This is a genomic window from Ferrimonas pelagia, from assembly GCF_039543565.1.
Classification (GTDB): domain Bacteria; phylum Pseudomonadota; class Gammaproteobacteria; order Enterobacterales; family Shewanellaceae; genus Ferrimonas; species Ferrimonas pelagia.
In genome coordinates, this window is the sequence record NZ_BAABJZ010000024.1 from 100174 (window position 1) to 121858 (window position 21685).

19 protein-coding genes are annotated in these 21685 nt (G+C 60.8%); 11 read left to right on the top strand and 8 right to left on the bottom strand.

Translation table 11 applies throughout. The annotated features are described in order from the left end of the window. The first annotated feature begins 174 nt into the window (after positions 1-174). Positions 175-1092 (top strand): LysR family transcriptional regulator, encoded by a 918-nt coding sequence (locus tag ABEA08_RS09215; RefSeq protein ID WP_345335012.1) that lies wholly within the window; start codon positions 175-177, stop codon positions 1090-1092. Positions 1093-1183: 91 nt separating this feature from the next. Here ABEA08_RS09215 and ABEA08_RS09220 read toward each other — a convergent pair whose 3' ends face one another. Beyond that, the gene (locus ABEA08_RS09220) at positions 1184-2323 is read right to left on the bottom strand and encodes a GGDEF domain-containing protein (protein ID WP_345335013.1); all 1140 of its coding nucleotides are present in this window, start codon (positions 2321-2323) and stop codon (positions 1184-1186) included. Positions 2324-2401: 78 nt separating this feature from the next. On the opposite strand from ABEA08_RS09220, the gene ABEA08_RS09225 reads away from it, so the two are divergent. The 8 genes from ABEA08_RS09225 (at position 2402) to ABEA08_RS09260 (ending at position 12923) form a co-directional block, all read left to right on the top strand. Beyond that, positions 2402-3634 (top strand): linear amide C-N hydrolase, encoded by a 1233-nt coding sequence (locus tag ABEA08_RS09225; RefSeq protein WP_345335014.1) that lies wholly within the window; start codon positions 2402-2404, stop codon positions 3632-3634. Positions 3635-3726: 92 nt separating this feature from the next. Further along, complete coding sequence (locus ABEA08_RS09230) at positions 3727-4317, top strand: anthranilate synthase component II (protein ID WP_345335015.1); 591 nt, start codon at positions 3727-3729, stop codon at positions 4315-4317. A 134-nt stretch (positions 4318-4451) separates the two neighbouring features. Further along, complete coding sequence (gene truC / locus ABEA08_RS09235) at positions 4452-5312, top strand: tRNA pseudouridine(65) synthase TruC (RefSeq protein WP_345335016.1); 861 nt, start codon at positions 4452-4454, stop codon at positions 5310-5312. Positions 5313-5493: 181 nt separating this feature from the next. Further along, a complete protein-coding gene (locus ABEA08_RS09240) occupies positions 5494-7968 on the top strand; it encodes a S9 family peptidase (RefSeq protein ID WP_345335017.1) in 2475 nt (824 codons plus the stop codon). 376 nt (positions 7969-8344) lie between these two features. Next, the gene (locus ABEA08_RS09245; protein WP_345335018.1) at positions 8345-9562 is read left to right on the top strand and encodes an aspartate aminotransferase family protein; all 1218 of its coding nucleotides are present in this window, start codon (positions 8345-8347) and stop codon (positions 9560-9562) included. 4 nt (positions 9563-9566) lie between these two features. After that, the gene (gene astA / locus ABEA08_RS09250; RefSeq protein ID WP_345335019.1) at positions 9567-10580 is read left to right on the top strand and encodes an arginine N-succinyltransferase; all 1014 of its coding nucleotides are present in this window, start codon (positions 9567-9569) and stop codon (positions 10578-10580) included. A gap of 54 nt (positions 10581-10634) precedes the next feature. After that, complete coding sequence (astD, locus tag ABEA08_RS09255) at positions 10635-12095, top strand: succinylglutamate-semialdehyde dehydrogenase (RefSeq protein ID WP_345335020.1); 1461 nt, start codon at positions 10635-10637, stop codon at positions 12093-12095. Positions 12096-12125: 30 nt separating this feature from the next. Continuing rightward, positions 12126-12923, top strand: a complete 798-nt coding sequence (locus ABEA08_RS09260) for a DUF1338 domain-containing protein (RefSeq protein WP_345335021.1) — start codon at positions 12126-12128, stop codon at positions 12921-12923. 114 nt (positions 12924-13037) lie between these two features. Here ABEA08_RS09260 and crp read toward each other — a convergent pair whose 3' ends face one another. From crp to ABEA08_RS09285, 5 genes are all read right to left on the bottom strand, one after another. Beyond that, a complete protein-coding gene (gene crp, locus ABEA08_RS09265) occupies positions 13038-13673 on the bottom strand; it encodes a cAMP-activated global transcriptional regulator CRP (RefSeq protein ID WP_345335022.1) in 636 nt (211 codons plus the stop codon). 168 nt (positions 13674-13841) lie between these two features. Next, positions 13842-14759: a phosphoribulokinase gene (locus tag ABEA08_RS09270; protein WP_345335023.1), complete on the bottom strand. Its 918-nt coding sequence runs from the start codon at positions 14757-14759 to the stop codon at positions 13842-13844. Positions 14760-14818: 59 nt separating this feature from the next. Next, complete coding sequence (locus tag ABEA08_RS09275) at positions 14819-15070, bottom strand: YheU family protein (protein WP_345335024.1); 252 nt, start codon at positions 15068-15070, stop codon at positions 14819-14821. Between the two features lie 50 nt (positions 15071-15120). Continuing rightward, positions 15121-16077 carry a DUF3187 family protein gene (locus tag ABEA08_RS09280; RefSeq protein WP_345335025.1) on the bottom strand — a complete coding sequence of 319 codons (957 nt, stop codon included), beginning with the start codon at positions 16075-16077 and terminating at the stop codon, positions 15121-15123. Positions 16078-16122: 45 nt separating this feature from the next. Continuing rightward, the gene (locus ABEA08_RS09285) at positions 16123-17082 is read right to left on the bottom strand and encodes a hydrolase (protein WP_425557348.1); all 960 of its coding nucleotides are present in this window, start codon (positions 17080-17082) and stop codon (positions 16123-16125) included. A 72-nt stretch (positions 17083-17154) separates the two neighbouring features. Here ABEA08_RS09285 and ABEA08_RS09290 point away from each other — a divergent pair, with 72 nt between their 5' ends. Both ABEA08_RS09290 and ABEA08_RS09295 read left to right on the top strand, forming a co-directional pair. Continuing rightward, positions 17155-17658, top strand: coding sequence for a TAT leader-containing periplasmic protein (locus ABEA08_RS09290; protein ID WP_345335026.1), 504 nt, complete (start codon positions 17155-17157; stop codon positions 17656-17658). Further along, the gene (locus ABEA08_RS09295) at positions 17655-19241 is read left to right on the top strand and encodes a GMC family oxidoreductase (RefSeq protein WP_345335027.1); all 1587 of its coding nucleotides are present in this window, start codon (positions 17655-17657) and stop codon (positions 19239-19241) included. Before ABEA08_RS09290 ends, ABEA08_RS09295 begins: the two co-directional genes overlap by 4 nt. A 16-nt stretch (positions 19242-19257) precedes the next feature. On the opposite strand, the gene ABEA08_RS09300 is transcribed toward ABEA08_RS09295, so the two are convergent. Both ABEA08_RS09300 and ABEA08_RS09305 read right to left on the bottom strand, forming a co-directional pair. Further along, positions 19258-19755, bottom strand: a complete 498-nt coding sequence (locus ABEA08_RS09300) for a TIGR02444 family protein (protein WP_345335028.1) — start codon at positions 19753-19755, stop codon at positions 19258-19260. 2 nt (positions 19756-19757) lie between these two features. Beyond that, entirely contained in the window at positions 19758-21644 is a 1887-nt protein-coding gene (locus tag ABEA08_RS09305; RefSeq protein WP_345335029.1) for an ATP-binding cassette domain-containing protein, read from the bottom strand. Positions 21645-21685: the final 41 nt, after the last annotated feature.

Here is a 21685-nt window from a genome sequence, read left to right on the forward strand (position 1 = left end):
GGCCTGCGTCGCCATCTGCAGGTGCGTCGCCCGGCTGAGCCAGGTTCGTGGTTGGGCCTGCAGATCTCGAGGGTTTCCACTGGGCGAGATCGCATTGGCACCACGGATGGCTATGATGGCGTTGGGAATATTTAGCGCGCATCGTCGCACTCTCACAATGGAGAAAGGCGGATAGTGACTATTAAAAAATCCGATTTTGGCGCCTTAAGCTTGCAGGATCTGGCGTTGATGGAAGCGGTCATGCAGAGCGGCTCGGTGTCGCAAGCGGCGAGCGCGCTGGGGATCAGTCAGTCCTCGGCCAGTTATGGCCTGGAAAAGCTGCGTAAAAGCTTTAATGATCCGATCTTTACCCGAAGTGGTGGCCAGATGATCGCCAGCGCACTGGCCAAGGAGGTGCTGAGTACGTGGTGCCCGGCACATCGACAGATCCGGCGGATCGCGCAGGGGGCGATGTTTGAGCCAGCGCACAGTGATCGCCACTTCGTTCTGGCGGGCAGTCATGCGGGTCTGGCGGAATGCATCGAGCCGGTGCTGCCGGAGTTGCTGCGGCGGGCACCAAACTGTGTGTTTCAGATCCAGCGGCACAACCATCGGGCCTTGGAGGCCAGCCTTCATAATGGGGTGGATCTGATCATCGAGGTCGACCATCTTGTGCCGGACAGTCAGCATGTCCACGTTCGGCCGATGTCGCTGGCGGGGGCTGACTACGTTACCTTCTTTGACCCGGCGGTGCGTTCGGCGCCGCAGAGTCTGGAGGACTTTTTTGACGCTTCGCACGCTATTGTACAGATGGGGCCCAACCCGACGACCCTGGTGGATGAGATGTTGCTTCATTCGATCCGGCAGCGACGGATCCGGCTGATCGCACCAGACTTTGCTGCGCTAGCACGCCTGATGAAGGGGACGGCGTTGATCACCACACTGCCGCGTTTTATGGCACATCACCTGTTTCGGGATTTTGCTTACGTCGACGCGCCGCTGCCCATGCCCCAATTGGGTATGTCGTTATTGTGGAGTGTGAACCTGCACAATGATCCCGCCCATGCTTGGCTACGTGAGCAATTGAGCCGGGCGATGGCTAGGGAGTCGTAAGTCAGAGGGTGCAGGTTGGATGCGAGGGGCGAACAGGGGCAGCGGTCGGGAGAGGCCTCGCGCTGTGCGGACCCCTCTGCGCGTTTACGGCTTAGCCGGTGCCGGCTTTGCGAGCCGGTGTGGCGGTTGCATCTAGGCTTGATCCGGACACGGACTGGTCGCGATGTGCGCGCCGGCGACCTTGATGTGCCGCTGCTTGACTGTTGGGCGTCTCGACCAGGCCGAGCATGCTGATCTGATCCCGCCCGGCGCCCTTGGCGACATACAGTTGGGTATCGGCATCGCGCAATAACATGGATAGCGTTGGCTCCGGCGGGCTGAGCGTTACGCCAATACTGATGGTGACGGGGATAGGGCCGGTATGGGTGGTGATCGGTGTGGCGCGGATCACCTCGCACAATTGCCGTGCTCTGGCGGCAACCGTTGCTGGCTTATCCGAGTACATAAACAGGCAAAACTCTTCGCCACCTATGCGAAACAGGGCGCTGTCCGGCTCCTGCTGGGTAAGGCGTCGACTCAATGTTTTCAGCACCGTATCCCCCGCCTCGTGACCAAAGCTGTCGTTGACCTGCTTAAACCAGTCGATGTCGATCAGTAGTAGTGCCAGGCCCGCGCTGGCGGGGGCGCGTTGTAACTCGGCAAAGGTTTGCTGCATGGCCAGTCGATTGCCTATTCCGGTCAGCGGATCGGTGAGGGCCTGCCGGCGTAGTTGCTGCTCGTTGCGGGCACGATTGGCTTCATAGGAGTGGCTGATCCCCCAGACAAGTAGATAAGAGAGCATCAAATTATTAAACGGTGGGGTGCCGAAGGTGAACTCTTTCAGGCTTAACGTGTACAGGGTGGTCGCAAAGGCGAATAGGGACAGGGGAAGGGCGATGCGCTGGCCAAACAACAGGTAGTTGATGGTTGGCAGGGTGAGCGCCCAAACGACGTTGTAGGCTTGTATTGATGATATCGCTGTGCCACTAAGCACCAAGCCGGTCAGCGTTAACGCGTAGAGGTAGACCACCCAGTTTGGCAATCGTTGTTTGATCGCAGCCCAGCAAACATAGCCGGATAAGCCCGCATAGCCCAGTTGTACGGCACCATAGATCACGGCGGCACCCCGGCCTACATTGCTCACCCCCAATAGGCCGGAGAGCAGTAGGGTGGTGAGTGAGATCCCTATCAGTACCCGGGATCGAAACGCATGATCCGCTGCGGTTGTTGCTGTTGGCGCTGTATGTGACACGAGAAAGCTTCCTGCTGTCGAGTCTGTCTACTAAGTTATGACAAGGTTAGAACAAGCACCGCTATCAAGGATGATCGAATGTGCACTCGTATACTCAATAACTTAAATCGTCAGTTTGCCGTGGTCGGCCGCAATATGGATTGGGCTCGCCCCTTGAATTGCCATCTGTACCGCATGCCTCGCGGGGAAAGGCGGGCCGGTTTGACCCCAGCGCAGCGCACCCTGTCACAGGCAAATCTGCAGCAGGTATCCCCAGATCTGGTGCTGAAGTCCAGGCAAGTACTGAAATGGCGGGCGAAGTACGCCAGCATCGTGTCCATGCTGGGGGATCGACAGCTGGGCTATGCCAGTGTCGACGGGATCAATGATCAAGGGCTCACGGTCTGTGCGTTGTTTGACAGCGACGCCAGCTTTGCGCCGGTCACTCCGGCCAGCCGGGACTGCTTGGGGGCATTGTGTTGGCCGCAGCACCTATTGGACCGATTTGCCAATGTGGCGGAGGCGGTGGCGTACTACGACACCACGCCGCCCTGCATCATTGCGCAATGGGTGCCGGAGGCGGTGTCGCCCGAGTTGGCCCGTAGCGCAATGATCCATTTGGCCATATCGGATAGGGAGGGCAACAGCGCCATTATCGAGCTCTGTGGTGGTAAGTTTGTTATCCATCAGAGCTCTTCTTATCGGGTTGTGACCAATCAGCCGAACTATCAAACACAGCTGAAGCTTTTGTATTACTGGGAGTACCAGTGGGGACTGACGGATCCGCAGAACTTGAAGCCGAGTTATACGGTGCCGGGCGGCGTGGCATCGACCCAGAACCTTGAGCGGGGGGCTTACTATGTGTCACTGGCGGAGCCCGCACCTGATCGGAGCCAAGCGGTGGCGCAGACCCGTGGCATGATAGCCACCTGTGCTGAGCCGCTTTGGTTTAATCGCAAAGCCCATGACGCCGTCCACTCGGCCTCCTCTTTCACGCGCTGGACCAACTTGGCTGATGCGCACGGCGCGGTCGAAAGCTACCGGCAGCAAGGGGAAGTGGATTGGGGGGACGATGCCCAAGGGGCGGCGCCGGCGGCGTACTACCTGCTGAATGCGGCGACGCCGGCGCCGGTTTGGTTGAACTTCGCCAACCTGAGCGCACAGTGCCAGCGGGTGGCATTGATCATCGTGGAGCGCTGTGGCCAGTCGCTGGATCGGGCGCTGGCGGGGGATCTGCAAGCGCAGCTGCAGGACTGCGATGAGCCCTACCCGTGTGATCCGCCTACGGTCGGTGAGCGGGCCGACGTCGCGGCCTCGGTTGCGCTGGACTGAGCCGGCGGTTGTGGGCCTGGCCCTGCCCTGAGGGGCGAAATCTGATAGGATCCGGCCACTTTCACTTTGGCCCGCGTTGCAGATCCTCACTTATGCTCTTGATGCTCGATAACTACGACTCTTTTACCTACAACCTGGTGCAGTATTTTCAGCAACTGGGCCAGCAGGTGGTGGTGCGGCGCAACGATGAAACGACGCTGGCGGAGATCGAGCGGCTGGCGCCGGATCATCTGGTGATCTCGCCCGGACCAAAGGATCCGGATCAGGCCGGGCTGACACTGGCGGCGATCGGTCACTTCGCCGGCCGACTGCCTATCCTGGGGGTGTGTCTGGGTCATCAGAGCATCGCCCAGCATTTCGGCGCGCGGGTGGTGCGGGCTGAGCGGGTGATGCACGGCAAAACCAGCGCCGTCGACCACCAGGGCGTCGGGGTGTTTGCTGGGCTGGCCGATCCCTTAACCGTGACCCGCTATCATTCTTTGGTGGTGGATCCGGCCACGGTGCCGGATTGTCTGGCGATCACCGCTTGGTGCCAAGCGCCCAGCGGCGCGCGGGAGATCATGGGACTGCGCCATAAGACGCTGCCGATCGAAGGGGTGCAGTTTCACCCGGAATCGATCCTGACTGAACAGGGCTTGGCGCTGCTCGGTAATTTTCTCACGCAACACGCGAAGCCGGCCTGATCCCTGATGGCCCGGTGGCGCCCGCCTTACTAAACATTCGGCTTACAAATCTTTGGCTTACAAAGCTTCGGCTTACCAAGCGTCGGCTTACAAAGTAATTGGTTCGATAGCCTCTTTTTAATGGACACAGCAGTATGACGACACAAGATCCGCAATCGAAACACTATGGCGTGGATCCCGCCGATGCCGCCTGGCTTGAGTCTGAGCCGGGTGAGCCCGAAGAGGGGGAGGAGCCGGCGCCGGAGATCGAGGTGTTATATGAAGATGACCATCTGGTGGCCATTCATAAGCCAGCAGGGCTGTTGGTGCATCGCAGCTATTTGGCGCGCAAGGAGCGCTTTTTCGCCATGCAGCTGACCCGGGATAAGATCGGCTGTCATGTGTTTACTGTCCACCGGCTGGATCGCCCCACGTCCGGGGTGTTGCTGTTTGCCAAAAGCTCGGAAGTCGCCCGTGCTCTGTGTGAGCAGTTTGAACAACATCGGGTGAGCAAGGAGTACGTAGCGCTGGTGCGCGGCCATATGCACGACAGCGCCACGCTGGATTACGCGCTGAAGGTGGAGCTGGATGACATCGCCGACAAAAAGGCGCGCACCGACAAGCCACCCCAGGAGGCGGTCACCGATTACGCGCCGCTACTCAATACCGAGATCCCATTCAGCTCCGGCCGGTACCCCAGCAGCCGTTTTTGTTTGGTCAAACTCAGCCCGCAAACCGGCCGCAAGCATCAGCTGCGCCGCCATATGGCCCACCTGCGCCACCCCATCATTGGCGATACCACCCATGGCGATGGCAAGCAGAACAAGTTCTTCCGCAGTCATTTCGAACTGAATCGACTTTGGCTGATCGCCAAGGCATTGCGTTTTACCCATCCGATCAGCGGTGAGTCCATGTGCATTGAGACTGAGCTGGAAAGCGAGTGGCTGTCGTTGGCTTCGCCGTTTGACTGGAGCGAGGCGCAGCTGCGCGAAGTGACAAAAATGGCGCAAGGCTAAGATCGGCGCAGGAAGCACAAAGGCGGCCTTGGGCCGCCTTTGTTGTTTGCGCCGGCGCAGGGCGTCATTGAAACGACACAAGTGCGCCGGTTCCAATGGCCGCCCGGGCGTTTGTTTGCCTTTGTCACCGTGATATAACATTTGCCAAACAACCAAATGAAAAATCACGGAAAGAATCATAATGAAAACACGGCTCCTGGCCTTTGGTCTGTCCACGGCTCTGCTCGGCTGTGCCGGTGTGGGCTCGGTGGCGAAGACCGAGTCTGTCCCCACTTCCCCGGCGACGGCCTCATCCGCTTCGACGATTGCGCTGCCCGCTCCGATCGCGGCGTCTCAACCCTTAACCCTGAAACAGATCATGGCGGATCCCGACTGGATGGGGCGGGGCGTCAGCCAAGCCTATTGGAGCGATGACAGCGCCTCGGTGCTGTACGCGCGCAAACGCTCCGGCAGTCCCTTGGCGGATCGCTACCGTCACGCACTGGATGGCGCGCCGGAGAAACTGGCGCTGGCGCAGTGGAGCGCTCAGTCCCAACCGGGCCAATACAATGTGGATCGAAGCCAGAAGGCGTGGCTGTATGAAGGTCAGCTGTTTGTGTCGGTGGCCGGGGAGATCCGCCAGCTGACTCAGGATATTGAGGCGATCCGCGGCTTTCGTTTTCTCAATGATGGCCGCATCGCGTTCTGGCGTGAACACGCGGTGGAAACCATCGCCTTGGACGGCGGCCAGCGCCGCTTGCTGGCACAGCTGAGCATGAACAATGCCCCGAAGGCGCAGGCGCCGGAGGGCTATCTGGCCACAGAGCAGCGCAAATTGAGCCAGTACGTGGACATGGGCTATCGCCACGCCAACGAGAAGCAGGCGCTGCGCACAGCCCGGATCTCGGCGGATCCCGCCCTGGCGGCCGAGCCCTTCTATCTGGGGGAGGCGGAGCGCGTCAGTGAGCTCTCCTTGTCGCCCTCCGGTCGCTACCTGCTGGTGGCCTTGACCGATAAGGACGCCAGTTGGCGCGGCGAGCACGACATCATGCCCAATTATCTGGATCCGCGCGGCTACGTGGATGCGGTGAAGGTGCGCGCCCGGGTGGCTGAGGCCAAGCCGGCCGGTCAGCGTTTCGTTGTGCTGGATGTGGAAAAAGGCACTCAGGCGGCGGTGACGGTCGAAGGGCTGCCGGGTTACGACGAGGATGTGCTGGCGTCGGTTAAGCGTGAAAACGCCGAGGCCCGCGGCGAGACCTATGTGTCTGAGAAGGCAGTGCGGGACATCCGTTTGATCCAGGATTGGACCTGGTCGCAAAGCGCGGCGCAGTGGCATGAGCAGGAGGACAAGCTGGCGCTGATGTTGGAGTCCATCGACAACAAGGATCGCTGGCTGGCGACGGTGGATCTGGCCAAAGGCAAACTGGTGACCGAGCACCGCCTGCACGACATGGCTTGGATCAACTACACCTACAACGATTTCGGCTGGCTGGACGCGGACACCCTCTACTTCCTGTCGGAGCAAAGCGGTTACTCTCAGTTGTATCTCAAGTCCGGCGCCGGGACGGGACAGGGCAAGGTGCGGGCGTTGACCACCGGTCAGCAGGTGGTAAGCACGCCGGTGCTGTCCGCCGATAAGCGTCACCTTTACTACAAGGCTAACCCGCACCACCCGGGTCAGTATGAGGTGTTTCGGGTGGCGACGGCGGGTGGCGAGCCAGAGCAGCTGACCGATCTGAAAGGGATGCTGACGTTTCAGCTGAGCCCGGACGAGTCGAAACTGCTGCTGGAGTACTCCAGCCGGATCCGGCCGATGGAGCTGTACGTTCAAGCGCTGGGCGGCGAGGCCACGCAGCTGACTCACACCACCAGTGACGCCTTCTTGGATTATCCGTGGCAGGCACCTCAGGTGGTGGCGGTGCCTTCCAGTTATCAGGACCAACCTGTCTACGCCCGAGTGTATCTGCCCCAAGACTATGACGACAGCAAACGCTATCCGGCGGTGATCTTCAATCACGGTGCTGGCTACCTGCAAAACGCCCACTATGGCTTCTCCGGCTACTTCCGTGAGTTCATGTTCCACAATCTGCTGGCTCAGCAAGGCTATGTGGTGATGGACATGGATTACCGCGGCTCCAAGGGCTATGGCCGGGATTGGCGCACCGCCATCTATCGCGACATGGGCCGTCCGGAGGTGGAGGATCTGCGCGATGGCATCCACTGGATGGCGGCCAACGCGTCGGTGGATCCCGAGCGGGTGGGCACCTATGGTGGCAGCTATGGCGGCTTTCTGACCTTTATGGCGCTGTTCAAGCAGCCGGAGTTGTTCCAAGCGGGGGCGGCACTGCGGCCGGTGACGGATTGGGCGCACTACAATCACGGCTACACCAGTAATATCCTCAATACCCCAGAGCTGGATCACCTGGCCTATCAGCGCAGCTCGCCGATCTACCACGCTGAGGGGTTGGAAAAACCGCTGCTGATCATGTCGGGGGTGATGGACGATAACGTGTTCTTCCAGGACAGCGTGCGCTTGGTGCAGCGCCTGATCGAGCTGGAGAAACCCATGTTTGAAACCGCGATCTATCCGGTGGAGCCCCACGGCTTTCGCCAGCCCTACAGCTGGCTGGATGAGTACCGCCGGATCTACGCGCTGTTTGAGCGTGCATTGAACTAGCCGCTTACGGCACGGGAGCCCTGCGCTCCCGTGTCTCGTTCACTTGCCAGTGCCTCATTAATTCTTTTTGTGCATAGAACGCCACGAACTGAGCATATATGTTTTTCGTTGTTTATTAATTGCCCTGAGCTGTGTCCACGGAGGAAAAACACCAATCAACCTCACTGCTTTGTAATTTAAGGAAAAATAAAAGTTTTGGCGGTGGGCTGGATGGCTTTGCGGTAGAGTGTTCGCCTGAATGGTTAAGCAAAACTTATGAAAATGCCCCTTAGGCCGTCGTTTTGACTACGGATGTGTGTTTTTATAAGGTTTGTTGTTAAAGATAATGGATTGCTTCGGGTTGAGGAACGGTCGACCCGGCGGGAGGATGTGCGTAATGAGTGAGCAAAACAGCGTGACTCGGGCTCTGTTTGATGAAGTGATGGTGCCGAACTACAACCCGGCCGACATCGTGCCGGTGCGCGGTGAGGGCAGCCGGGTGTGGGACAGCGAAGGGCGCGAGTTTGTCGACTTTGCCGGTGGCATTGCGGTGAACAGCCTAGGCCATTGCCATCCGGCGATGGTGGCGACACTCAACGCGCAGGGCAGCCAGCTATGGCACCTGTCCAATGTGTTCACCAATGAGCCGGCACTGAAGCTGGCCAAGACCTTGGTCGACAGCACCTTTGCCGAGCGGGTTTATTTTGCCAACTCCGGCGCCGAGGCCAATGAGGCCGCACTGAAACTGGTGCGCCGCTATGCGTTGGAGCATTACGGCGAGGGCAAAGAGCAGATCATCGCCTTTAAGCAGGCGTTCCATGGCCGGACCTTCTTTACCGTCACCGTCGGGGGCCAGCCGGCCTACTCCGACGGCTTTGGCCCGAAGCCGGGCGCCATCGATCACCTGCCGTTTAACGACATCGAAGCGTTTGAGGCGGCGATCAGCGACAAGACCTGTGCGGTGATGATGGAGCCGATGCAGGGGGAAGGCGGGATCATCCCGGCCGATCAGGCCTTTATCGAGCGGGTGCGGGCGCTGTGCGACAAGCACAACGCGCTGCTGATCTTCGATGAGGTGCAAACCGGCGCCGGTCGCACCGGCAAATTGTATGCTTATGAGCATTTCGGCGTGGTGCCGGATCTGCTGACCTCGGCCAAGGGGCTGGGCGGTGGCTTCCCGGTGGCGGCCATGCTGACCAGCGCCAAGGTGGCGGCCAGCTTGAAGGTCGGTACCCATGGCTCGACTTACGGCGGCAACCCGCTGGCGTGCGCGGTGGCGCAGACGGTGATCGACGTGATCAACACACCCGAGGTGCTGGCCAACGTGGAGGCGCGCTCGGCTCAGTTTCGCGCGGGCCTGGAGGCGATCAACGCCAAGTACGCTGTGTTTAACGAGGTGCGTGGCATGGGCTTGTTGCTGGGGGCCGAGCTCAGTGAGGCCTACCAGGGTCGGGCGCGGGACGTCCTGATCGCCAGCGCCGAGGCCGGCCTGATGTGCTTGGTCGCGGGTGCCAGCGTGGTGCGGTTTGCGCCGAGTCTGGTGATCAGCGAAGCGGATGTCGCGGAAGGGCTGGCGCGATTTGAGCGCGCGGTGGCTCAGATCGTACAGGGTTGAGCCGATGCTGATCATTCGGCCTATTGCTCAGGCGGACTATTCGGCCCTGCTGGCGGTCGCCAAGGCGTCCGGTCACGGTTTCACTTCGCTGCCGGTGGATGAGGCGCTGCTTAAGCGCAAGATCGCCCGCAGTGAAGCCAGCTTTGCCAAACCGGTGAGCCAGCCGGGGGACGAAGGCTACCTGATGGTGCTGGAGGACGACGGCAAGGTGGTGGGCACCTGCGGGATCGAGGCGGCGGTGGGCAGCAGCGATGCGTTTTACCACTACCGTCTGGGCAAGGATGTGCATGTGTCCGAGCGGTTGGGGATCCGCCGTGAGGTGCAGATCCTCACCCTCTGCAACGACTACACCGGCGCCTCTGAGCTGTGCACCCTGTTCCTGCTGCCCCAATGGCGGCGGGATCAGATCGGTCGGATGCTGTCGCGCAGCCGCTTTTTGATGTTGGCCGCTTTTGCTGAGCGCTTTGGTGACACGGTGATCGCCGAGATGCGCGGCGTGTCCGATGAGCAGGGGCGCTCGCCGTTCTGGCAGTGGCTGGAGACCCATTTCTTTGGCATCGATTTTCCCACCGCGGATTACCTGACCGGGATCGGCGATAAGGTGTTTGTCGCCGAGTTGATGCCGCGCCACCCCATCTACGTCAACCTGCTCAGCCCCGAGGCGCAGGCGGTGGTGGGGCAGGTGCACGAGAGTACCGCCCCGGCGCTGTCGCTGCTGGAGCACGAGGGGTTTCGTTTCAACAATTACGTCGATATCTTCGATGCCGGCCCGACGGTCGAGTGCCAGCGCGATCAGATCCTGGCGGTGCAACAGGTGCAGCGCCGCCCTGTCCAGGCGGTCGATGAACCACACTTGGCCGGCGACTATTTGATCTGCAATGGCCGTCTGCCGGATTACCGGGTGATCCGCGCCGCCGTCCATCTCACCGAAGCGGACGGGCCGGTTGGCTTGAGCGCGGAGAGCCTGGCCAGTCTCGGCATTAAGGTGGATGATCCGGTTTGGATCCTGCCGTTATAACCCCATGGTGTTGCCGCCGTTGACGGCGGCCGCCCTGCCAGTAAGGAAACCCGCATGACCCATTTGATCAACGGTGAATGGCTTGCCGGCCAGGGCGCCGCATTCACTTCTCTCAATCCCGCCAACGGCGAGACGATCTGGCAGGGTGCCAGCGCCAGTGCCGAGCAGGTCGACAGCGCGGTGCGCGCCGCTCGAGCGGCGCAGCTGGATTGGTTTCTGTCCGGCCTAGAGGCCCGCATCGCGGTGATCCAGGCGTTCAAGGCCGAGCTGGAGCAGGCCAAGGAGCCACTGGCCCGGCTGATCAGCGACGAGACCGGCAAACCCCTGTGGGAGACCCGCACCGAGGTGGCGGCAATGATGGGCAAGGTGGACTTGTCCATCAAGGCGCAGGCGGAGCGCACCGGCGATAAGTGCAGTGCGCTGCCCGCCGGTCGCGCGGTGTTGCGGCACAAGCCCCATGGCGTGGTGGCGGTGTTTGGACCCTATAATTTCCCTGGGCATCTGCCCAATGGCCATATCGTGCCGGCGCTGTTGGCGGGCAATTGCGTGGTGCTCAAACCCTCGGAGTTGACGCCGAAGGTATCTGAGATGGCGCTGCAGCTGTGGCAGAAGGCGGGTCTGCCCGCTGGGGTGATCAACCTGGTGCAGGGCGAGGTGGAGACCGGCAAGGCGCTGTCGGCCCATCCGGGGAGCGACGGCCTGTTCTTTACCGGCAGCTCCCGCACCGGCCACCTGCTGCACCAGCAGTACGCCGGTCAGCCGGGCAAGATCCTGGCGCTGGAGATGGGCGGCAATAATCCGCTCATTGTGCGGGCGGTGGCCGATGCAACCGCCGCGGTGCACGAGATCATTCAGTCGGCGTTTATCTCCTCCGGCCAACGCTGCACCTGTGCCCGCCGGCTCTATGTGCCCCGCACCGCTCAGGGCGACGCCATTCTGGCTCAACTGGTGGTAGCGACGGCGCAGATCCGCGTGGCCGAGCCCGTCGCCGAGCCGGCGCCGTTTATTGCCAGCATGATCTCGGCCGAAGCGGCGCAAGGCATGCTGGCGGCGCAGCAGAGCCTGGTGGCGCTGGGCGGTGTGGTGCTGGAGCCGCTGGCGCTGATCAAAGCGGGCACCGGCCTAGTCCGCCCGGGGATAATCGACGTCACCGGCATTGCCAAGCTGCCGGATCAGGAATACTTCGGGCCGCTTTTGCAGGTGGTGCGTTACGACACGTTCGATGAGGCGATCGCGCTGGCCAACGACACCGGTTTTGGCTTATCCGCCGGCTTGCTGGCGGACAGCCGCGAGGAGTGGGACTATTTCCTGCCGCGCAGTCGGGCGGGGATCGTCAACTGGAATAAGCAGATCACCGGCGCGGCAGGCTCGGCGCCGTTTGGCGGCATTGGCGCCAGCGGCAACCATCGCGCCAGCGCCTATTACGCGGCGGATTATTGCGCCTACCCGGTGGCGTCGATGGAGGCCGATGCGGTCAGCCTGCCGGCCACACTCGCCCCCGGCCTGACGCTGTAAGTCCTCGGCATACGACAAGGAGTCCAATGGATGAAACACACGGTTAGTTCCCTGTTTGAAGCGCTGTGGCAGGATTACTTGCAGCAATGCCCGTCGGCCGCCAAGGTGCACCGGTTGCTCGGGGGCGGTGAGGCGCTGCTTAACGATCACGTCGCCTTTCGTACCTTCGCTTTGCCGGGGATCGGTCTGGATGCGCTGGCGGCGCATTTTCTGGCCTTGGGCTATGAGGCCAAAGGCGAGTACGAGTTTAAGCAGAAGAAACTGTTTGCTCGTCATTTCGAGCATCCGGATCCTCGCGCGCCTAAGGTGTTTATCTCCGAGCTGCTGCTGGGGCAGTGCTCCGAGGCGCTGCAGCGTACGGTGAAGTCGCTGGTGGCGCAGTTACCAGCGGAGGCGGCCAAGGCGGATGACTTTCTCTATAGCGGTGCAGTGTGGCGGGTGTCTCAAGCCGAGTATCAAGCGCTGCTGGCGGAGAGTGAGTACGCAGCCTGGCTGGCGGCATTTGGTTATCGGGCCAATCACTTTACGGTCAACGTCAATGCCCTATCCCGGTTTGAAACCCTAGAGTCGGTCAATGCGGCGCTCAAGGCGGCGGGCTTTGCGCTCAATGCCAGTGGTGGCGAGATCAAGGGATCGCCTCAGGTGTTGTTGGAGCAATCCTCAACCCTGGCGGACAAGGTGGACGTGGCGTTCAGTGACGCGAGCTTGTACATTCCGGCCTGTTTCTATGAGTTTGCCCGGCGTTACCCGCAAGCGGACGGCGAGCTGTACAGCGGCTTTGTGGCGGCGTCGGCGGATAAGATCTTTGAGTCAACGGACGCGCGTTAGCGCCGAGGTTCGGGAGCGAGGTTCGGGGCTGGGTCAGTAATAAGCTCCGACGAGTTGGTTTCAGATAGCAAAAAGGCACCCAGTGGGTGCCTTTGTCTGATCGAGCAACGCGCCTTAGCGGGTGCCGTAGACCACGATGGTTTTACCGTGGGCTTGGATCAGATTCTGCTCTTCCAGCATTTTCAGGATGCGGCCCACGGTTTCGCGGGAGCAGCCAACGATCTGACCGATCTCTTGACGAGTGATCTTGATCTGCATGCCGTCTGGGTGCGTCATCGCATCCGGTTGGCGTGCCAGGCTCAGCAGGGTCTGGGCGATGCGGCCAGCAACGTCCAGGAACGCCAGATCGCCGACCTTCTGAGAGGTGGACTGCAGGCGGTTGGCCATCTGGGCAGACAGCTTCATCAGGATGTCAGGGTTAACCTGGATCAGCTGACGGAACTTCTTGTAGGAGATCTCGGCGATCTCGCACGGGGATTTCGCGCGCACCCAGGCAGTACGCTCTGGCTGCTCTTCAAACAGGCCCAGTTCGCCGATGAAGTCACCCTGGTTCAGGTAAGACAGGATCATCTCCTTGCCTTCTTCATCCTTGATCAGTACCGCGACAGAGCCCTTTACGATGTAGTACAGGGTGTCAGACTCTTCACCGGCGTGGATCAGAGTGCTTTTCGCTGGGTACTTGTGGATGTGGCAGTGGGACAGGAACCACTCCAGAGTTGGATCGGGCTTAGGCTTGCCAATCAGCGCCATAGTATTATTCCTTTCAGTAGGATAAAACGCTTGAAACTTAATTCAGAATTCTAGGATTAAATGTTAATTGCGTAAAGTGGCCAGCACTTTGAACTAGATCGAGTTTTTAACCAAATCATGTCGATCAAGTGCACAATCTGGTCATGAACCACAGTTGGTGGTCAAAGTTTAACTGGTCGGATCACGACTTTGCAACTGATTCGCCTGATCCGCCAATAAGCATTGCTGCCGAGTCTGTTTTATCTTGCGTATCAATGGCGTAAGGATCAACTCCATGGCCAGCGCCATCTTACCACCTGGCACCACTAAGGTGTTGACCCGTGACATAAAGCTGCCCTGGATCATCTGTAGGTAGTGGGTAAAGTTGGCATCTTGAATGCCGCGAAAGCGGATCACCACAAAGCTTTCGTCCAAGCTGGGAATGTCCTTGGCGGAGAAGGGGTTGGAGGTGTCGACCGTGGGCACGCGTTGGAAATTGATGTGGGTGCGGGAAAACTGCGGCGTCATATGGGCGATGTAGTCGTCCATCGAGCGGACGATGGAGTCCATCACCTTCTCTCGGCTGTGGCCGCGCTCGTTGGTGTCGCGGACGATCTTTTGGATCCACTCCAGGTTGACGATGGGGACCATGCCGATCAGCAGATCGGCGTGTTTGGCCACATCCACGTCCTCGGTGACCACGGCGCCGTGCAGGCCCTCGTAGTACAGCAGTTCACTGTCCTGGGTTAGGGGCTGGAATGGGGTAAAGGTACCCGGCATCTGGTTAAAGGGCACGGCTTCATCAAAGGTGTGCAGGTAGCGACGGATCTGACCGGTGCCGCTGTCACTGTACTCGCAAAAGAACTGTTCCAGTGCCGGGAAGTCGTTGGCTTCCGGGCCAAAGTAACTGATGCTGCGGCCCTCTTCCCGCGCCTTGCGGATCGCCACCTCCATCTCCGCTCGGGTATGACGGTGGAAGCTGTCCCCCTCCACCAGCGCGGCCTTGATCTCCAACTGGCGGAAGATGTGCTTGAATGCGGTGGTGGTTGTGGTGGTGCCTGCACCGGATGAACCGGTCACTGCGATAATGGGATGTTTCGCCGACATAATCCTTTAAGTCCGCCGCGAGCTGATGTTTCGTTTATACGGGGCCGAAGCGGTTGGGGTCAAGTGCTCTGGGTTTGCACTACGTCGTCGTGGCGCCGGATCGCGATGCTCTCATGCTCCTCGGAATACTCCACCACCAGCTCTCGCCGTTGCAGTGCCAGTCGGGCTTGCACGATGGCGTTGTTGAGCTGGCTTAGCTCGGTGTCGGCGAAGCCTTCATCGCCGACGGCGCTGATCAGATATTCGCGGATCAGGTTGTCGATGGTGTCGGCCGGGAGCGACTGACACAGGGTGGGATAATCGATCAGCATGGGGATTTCCAGATTGGGAGCGAGGGGGCATTGTTGCGGCTGTACCCGGCTCAGTCAAATTGCACACGGTAGCGCAGCTGCAGTCCGTAGTCGGCGGAGTTATCGGCGTGGATCAAATTTTCCAACAGGCTCAGATCCACCGCATAGCGGGCGCGGCGATAACGATAACCTAAGGTGATCTCATGGGTGGTTTTGCTCAGCTCGCCGGCGTGCTTCAGTGCCCCTTGCGAGATCTGATAGTGCGCTGCCACGCTGTGGCGCTCACTCAGGTGGTAGCGGTAGCCCAGATCGCCATGCCAAAGCCGCGTGCGGGTGGGGATCAGAAGCAGGGTGTCGGCACCGGTGTGGCTCAGTGCCAGCATGGCGCTGAGTTGGTATTGGCGATGGCGATAGCCGTAATCCAGTTGGGCGGCACCATCCCAGCGGCTGCCCTGCCGCCAGGCGACGGGATTGGTTTGATACTGGCCGGAGAGGGTGCTGCTGAGGCTGTGGCGAGGGGTGTGCAGCCATTGATAGCCCAGTGAGAGGGTGGTTTGATGGGCCAGGGTTTGAGCATCAAACTGGGTCAGATCCAAGCCATAGGCGGGATATTGGGCGACAAAGCGGTGTTTGGCGACCTGATCGCGTCCGTTCTGGTTGATCCCTGTCAGCTTGTGGAAGGTCAGCGTGGGCTGATCCAGATGGGTATTGTCGCTGCGGCCCAGATTGTAGCCAAGGCTGATTTGCCAGCGAGGGTGGAGCGTGACGCTGAGCTGGAGGCCGTAATCGCTGCGATAGTAGTCCAGCTCGTAGTGTTCGTTCTGGGCGAAGATACTGGCGGCTTGCAGGTGAATGGCCAGCTGCCAGCCGCTTTGGTACGCGCTGGCTTTCGGACCCGGGCTGAGCATCAAAGACTTGGTGGGTGCGGCCGAGCGCACCTGAATGGGCTCAAAGTCTACGGCGGCTCCTTGCGCCAAGCCGGAGCCGAGTCCGACGATAAGGCATCCCCTTTTGCACCATGGGTTCATACCCCTCCCGTTGGCGATCTCAGGAGCGGTGAAGTTTAGTCGGTGTCAGTCGGTGTTGCTGAGATACGCCAGGATCCGGCGCTCCAGATAGTAGCGAGGCGCCCAGGGCCAGCCGCCTTCGATAAAGCCGACGTGGCCGCCATTGGGACACAGCTCCAGCTCGACGCTGTTACTCATCTCCTGCGGGAGCGGGATCACCGCCTGAGTCATAAAGGGATCGTCCTCGGCGTGCAGGATCAGCGTAGGGGTGCGGATCTGGCGCATAAAGGGTTTGCCGCTGGCGCGTCGGTAGTAATCGTCGGCGCTGGCAAAGCCATTGATGGGGGCGGTGATCTGATGATCGAACTGATAGAAGGTATTGAGGCCGCGCAACTGCTCGGCGCTCAAGGGCAACTGGGTGAGTTTGTCGGCGGTTTTGCGCTGCAGCCGGCTCAACAGATGACGCTGATAGACGCGTGAGAAGCCCTGCTCCATGCGCTGGGCGCAGGCGGCCAGATCCAGTGGGGCGGAGATCACCACCGCTTTTGTCACCAAGCTGGCGTCGCCGGTTTCGCCCAGATACTTGGTCAGTTGGTTGCCGCCCAGGGAGTAACCCACCATCCAGAGCGGCGTGTGGGGACGCTGGCGCTTGAGCTCGGTGAGCACCGCGGCCAGATCGTCGCTGGCGCCGCTGTGATAGCTGCGTAGCAGCCGATTGGGCTCACCGGAGCAGGAGCGTTGGTGCATCACCACCGCCGCCAGAGATTGCTGCTCGGCCGCGAGCAATAGCCGGCGGACGTAGTGCGAGTCGGCACTGCCCTCCAAGCCATGCACCAACACCAGCAGCGGTGCGTCCCCCTGTGGCTGGGCCTGCCAGTCGAGATCGAGAAAATCGCCGTCATCCAGCTCCAGTCGCTGACGTTGCAGTCGGGGGCGCTGCTTGGGCTTGGTCAGCACTGGCCAGATGGTTTGCAGATGGGGATTGTGCCACCAGCGTGAGGGGCGAAAGCTGGATTTGATGGGCATGATATTAAAACGTGTGTTTAAATAGTGAACAGATACTCTACTTGCAATGGCAGGCGCTGCCAAGGAGGCAAGGTGGAACGACGGCAGTTTATTTATGGGACGCTGGCCAGTGCGACGGCATTGTCACTGGGGATCGCCTTCTGGCCGGAGCCGGTCTCGATCCCGGCGCCGCTGGATGAGGCGCAGCAGTGGTTGTTTGTGGCCTTGATCCCTGTGGTACTCGAGGGGGCAGCACCGGCGCAGCGCTTGGAGCAGCAGGCGCCACGGATCGCCGTGGCGGTGGCGGATCTGATCGCCACCTTGCCACCGGGCGTACGCCAGCAATTGGCGCAGCTGCTTGGTCTGTTGCAGCAGAAGCTGGGCCGATTGGTACTGACCGGCTCGATGCTCCCGCTGGCTGAGCAGCAGCCGACGCTGCTTAGCCAGCTGCTCGATGATTGGCGCTTTCATTTTCTTGAGCTGATCCGCACCGCCTACGCTGGCTTGCGCGATCCCATCATGGCGGTGTGGTATGGCGATCCCGCCAATTGGTCTGCCCTCAATTATCAACCGCCCAGCTTGGGAGGTGCGCGATGATCCCGGATCCCATCAAAGCCGGTCTGGCCCAAGGCTGGCAGCATGTCGATGGCAGTCAGTTGACCGAGTCCAGCCGTATCAAGGCCGATGTGGTGGTGATCGGCTCCGGCGCGGGGGGCGGCACGGCGGCTCAGATCCTGGCTGAAGCGGGCCTTGCGGTGGTGATCATCGAGGCGGGGCCGCTGAAGTCGTCTTCGGACTTTGTGATGCAGGAGCGGGTGGCCTATCCGGATCTGTATCAGCAATCGGCGGCCATGAAGACCGCGGATCAGGCCATTGGCATGTTGCAAGGGCGCAACGTTGGCGGCTCGACCACGGTTAACTGGACCACCTCGATCCGCACGCCGCGGCAGACCCTGGCGCATTGGGCGCAGCATTTTGGCGTCGAGCAGATCACGCCTGAGTCGATGGCCCCGTGGTTTGAGCAAGCCGAGCAGGCGCTGAATATCTCGCCTTGGCCGGTGCCCGCCAATGCCAACAATGCGCTGATGGCGCAGGGGTGTGAGCGGCTGGGGTGGGACTGGACGGTGATCCACCGCAACGTGCGCGGCTGTGCCGATCTGGGCTATTGCGGCATGGGATGTCCGCTCAACGCCAAGCAGTCGATGTTGGTGACGACCATCCCGGCCGCCTTGTCCGCCGGGGCGCAGCTGTACAGTCGGACTGAGGCCTGGCAGTTGTTGCACGATGGCGAGCGGGTGCAGGGGGTGCTGTGTCATACCCGCGATCCGCAGCATCAACGCCGCGATATCACCGTGACCGTCGAGGCGCAGCAGGTGGTGCTGTGCGGCGGGGCGCTGCACTCGCCGGCGCTGTTGATGCGCTCGGCGGCGCCGGATCCCCACAAGCTCCTGGGTAAGCGCACCTTCCTGCATCCGACGGTGATGGCCTTGGCGCGCTTTGCCAAGCCGGTGAACGCCCATGCCGGTGCGCCACAGAGTGTGTACTCAGACCAATTTCTCTGGCCGCAAGCGCCCGATGCGATGGGATTTAAGTTAGAAGCGGCGCCGCTGCACCCGATGCTGTTGTCGAGCAAGGCGCCGGGGTTTGGCGTGGCCCATCACCGCATGATGCAGTCCCTCAATCATCTGCAGATCAGCCTGGCATTGCTGCGCGATGGCTTTGCCGATCACAGTCCGGGGGGACGGGTTATACTGGATGATTTTGGCGATCCTGTGCTGGATTATCCGCTGCATGATGAGCTGTGGCAGGGGATCCGCAACGCCTTCCTGCAGATGGTTCGATTGCAGTTTGCGGCGGGGGCCGAGGCGGTCTTGGTGGCGCACGATCAGGAGCTGTGGTGGCGGGATCTGGCCAGTGCCGAGGCGGGGATCGCGCAGATGGCGCTGGCGCCGCTGCAAACCACGGTGGCCTCAGCCCATATCATGGGCGGCTGTGGTATGGCGGGATCGCCGGAGCAGGGCGTGGTCGACAGTTGGGGCCGGCATTATCAGCTGAGTAACCTGTCGGTGTTTGATGGTTCGGTGTTGCCGACCAGCCTGGGGGCCAACCCGCAGCTGACCCTGTATGGCTTGGCCCGGCGCAATGCCCACGCGCTGTTGGCGCGCTGGCCGCGCGGCTGAGTCGGCGGCGTGGCGATCAGCTCAGGTTGTAGGTGGGCAGATCGTCCGGCGCGCACAGCTGAAACAGGTGGCTCAGTTGCTGCAGCAGGTTGCCCGGTAAGGTGTTGGGCTCGATCCCCTGTGCGTCCAGGCAGGCGGCGAGGTTATCGCCCTCGTGGGCAAAGCGCATCCGCTCTAAGGATTTGAGGATCAACTGCTGACTGCGTTTCTCCATCACCAGCTCCACCTCCAGCATCTGCTGGTAGCTCTCGGCCGGTAGGTTGTGCTTGGCTAGGCGGCGCAGCTGGCGGTAGGGCGCGAGCATGCGATCCCGCCAGGAGCCCTGTGCCATCTCCAATTGCCGAAACTGATTGTCATCGAGGAACTGACCCTGCTGCTCCAGTAACAGGGCCAGCAGCAATAGATTGGGCTCCAGCGCATATTTGTCTTGCAGCTCCAGCGCGGTGTGGCGCGCCCCCGGTTGCTTCCAGATGGACTCGCTAAACTGCCAATACTGCTCTGCGCTGATGCTCATACCTACTCCTGATGCTGCTCGGTTAGGGTGTCTATCTGCTCTTGCAGATCCAGCCACTCCATCTCCAGCTCTTCTTGCTGCTGCTGTAACTGACCCCGTTGTTTCAGTAGCTCAGTCAACTCGCCCTTATTTTTATCTTCGTACAAGGTACTGTCAGATAAGCGATTTTCCAAGTCATCCCAGCTTTTTTGTGCGTTCGCCATGGCTTTGTCGACTTTTTCCTGCCGCTTCTTAACCGGTGACAGTAATTTGCGCAGCTCCGCTTCCTGGCGCTTTTTCGCCTTGCGATCCACGCCCGGCTCGCTGCTATTGAGCGGCAACTCCTTTTTCAGCAGCCACTGGTGGTAATCCTCCAGATCGCCGGAGAAGGGTTGCACCTGGCCGGCATCCACCAGATAGAGATCCTCACAGGTGGCGCGCAACAGGTGGCGATCGTGCGAGACCACCACCATGGCGCCTTCGAAGCCTTGCAGTGCCATGGTCAGTGAGTGGCGCATCTCCAGATCCAGGTGGTTGGTCGGCTCATCGAGCAACAGCAGGTTAGGGCGCTGCCACACCAGCAGGGCCAGCACCAAGCGGGCCTTCTCGCCGCCGGAGAAGGGGCGCACCGGCGACAGCGCCTTGTCATTGGCAAAGCCGTAGCTGCCAAGGAAGTTGCGCAGCTCCTGCTCTTTGGCGTCCGGCGCCAGGCGCATCAGGTGGGCCAGCGGCGTGTCATCCAGCCGCAGTGCCTCGAGCTGATGCTGGGCAAAGTAGCCGATCTTGACGCCCTGGCTGATCGCCAGTTCGCCGGCTTGCGGTTGGATCTCGCCGGACAGCAGTTTGATGAAGGTGGACTTACCGGCGCCGTTGCGGCCGAGCAGACCGATGCGGCTGCCGGGCACCAGGTTCATCTTGATCTGGCGCAGGATGGTGAGATCGCCGTAGCCGGCCTGAACCTGATCCAGCCTCAGCAGCGGCGAGGGCAGGGCGAGGGGGGCACGGAAGCTCATATGAAACTGCGAGTCGGCATGGGCCGGTGCGGTTAGGGTCAGCTTTTCCAATGCTTTGAGGCGGGATTGGGCCTGTTTCGCTTTGCTGGCCTTGGCGCGGAAGCGGTCGACAAAGGACTGCATGTGGGCCTTTTCTCGCTGCTGCTTTTCGAACATGGATTGCTGTTGCGCCTGACGCTCGGCGCGGACTCGTTCGAACTGGGTGTAGTTGCCCGGATAGTGGTTGAGCAGTTGCTGTTCGACGTGCACCACTTCGCCAACGACGGCGTCGAGGAAATCGCGATCGTGACTGATCAGGATCAGGGTGCCTTCGTAGCGCTTGAGCCAGCCTTCGAGCCAGATCAGGGTGTCCAGATCCAAGTGGTTGGTCGGTTCATCGAGCAGCAGCAAGTCGGATGGGATCAGCAGGGCACGGGCCAAGTTGAGGCGCATGCGCCAGCCACCGGAGAAGTCCTTGACCGGGCGGCCCTGAGCGTCGTTGTCAAAACCCAGGCCGCTGAGCAGCTCGGCCGCTTTGGCCGGAACCTGATAGCCATGATAGGCCTCAAACTGGTCGTGGGCATGGCCGATGCGGCGGCCGTCGCCGTCCTCCTGGGCGTCGTGCAGCTCCTGCTCCAGTGCGCGGTAGGTCTGATCGCCATCGAGCACGTAGTCCAGCGCACTGCAGGTTTTCGCCGGGGTTTCCTGATCGACACAAGCCTGGCGCCAGTTGGCTGGCACCCGGCAATCACCGGCATCGACCCCAAACTCTCCGCGCAGCAAGCCCAGCAGACTGGATTTGCCCACGCCATTGGCGCCGACTAACGCCACTTTATGGCCGGGGTAGATGGTAAGACTGGCGTTATCCAGCAGGCGTTTGGCGCCGCGGATGAGTTGAACCTGATCCAGGGTTATCATGGGGGCACTTCAATTGGAAAAATTGGCCGGATGATAGCCCA

Excerpts from the sequence above, each read along its gene's own strand:
- ABEA08_RS09240 (WP_345335017.1), top strand. The coding sequence starts at position 5,494 with ATGAAAACACGGCTCCTGGCCTTTGGTCTGTCCACGGCTCTGCTCGGC.
- ABEA08_RS09260 (WP_345335021.1), top strand. The coding sequence starts at position 12,126 with ATGAAACACACGGTTAGTTCCCTGTTTGAAGCGCTGTGGCAGGATTAC.
- ABEA08_RS09295 (WP_345335027.1), top strand. The coding sequence starts at position 17,655 with ATGATCCCGGATCCCATCAAAGCCGGTCTGGCCCAAGGCTGGCAGCAT.
- astD (WP_345335020.1), top strand. The coding sequence starts at position 10,635 with ATGACCCATTTGATCAACGGTGAATGGCTTGCCGGCCAGGGCGCCGCA.
- ABEA08_RS09300 (WP_345335028.1), bottom strand. The coding sequence starts at position 19,755 with ATGAGCATCAGCGCAGAGCAGTATTGGCAGTTTAGCGAGTCCATCTGG.
- ABEA08_RS09225 (WP_345335014.1), top strand. The coding sequence starts at position 2,402 with ATGTGCACTCGTATACTCAATAACTTAAATCGTCAGTTTGCCGTGGTC.
- ABEA08_RS09275 (WP_345335024.1), bottom strand. The coding sequence starts at position 15,070 with ATGCTGATCGATTATCCCACCCTGTGTCAGTCGCTCCCGGCCGACACC.
- ABEA08_RS09305 (WP_345335029.1), bottom strand. The coding sequence starts at position 21,644 with ATGATAACCCTGGATCAGGTTCAACTCATCCGCGGCGCCAAACGCCTG.
- truC (WP_345335016.1), top strand. The coding sequence starts at position 4,452 with ATGACGACACAAGATCCGCAATCGAAACACTATGGCGTGGATCCCGCC.
- astA (WP_345335019.1), top strand. The coding sequence starts at position 9,567 with ATGCTGATCATTCGGCCTATTGCTCAGGCGGACTATTCGGCCCTGCTG.
- ABEA08_RS09270 (WP_345335023.1), bottom strand. The coding sequence starts at position 14,759 with ATGTCGGCGAAACATCCCATTATCGCAGTGACCGGTTCATCCGGTGCA.
- ABEA08_RS09285 (WP_425557348.1), bottom strand. The coding sequence starts at position 17,082 with ATGCCCATCAAATCCAGCTTTCGCCCCTCACGCTGGTGGCACAATCCC.
- ABEA08_RS09280 (WP_345335025.1), bottom strand. The coding sequence starts at position 16,077 with ATGAACCCATGGTGCAAAAGGGGATGCCTTATCGTCGGACTCGGCTCC.
- crp (WP_345335022.1), bottom strand. The coding sequence starts at position 13,673 with ATGGCGCTGATTGGCAAGCCTAAGCCCGATCCAACTCTGGAGTGGTTC.
- ABEA08_RS09245 (WP_345335018.1), top strand. The coding sequence starts at position 8,345 with ATGAGTGAGCAAAACAGCGTGACTCGGGCTCTGTTTGATGAAGTGATG.
- ABEA08_RS09230 (WP_345335015.1), top strand. The coding sequence starts at position 3,727 with ATGCTCTTGATGCTCGATAACTACGACTCTTTTACCTACAACCTGGTG.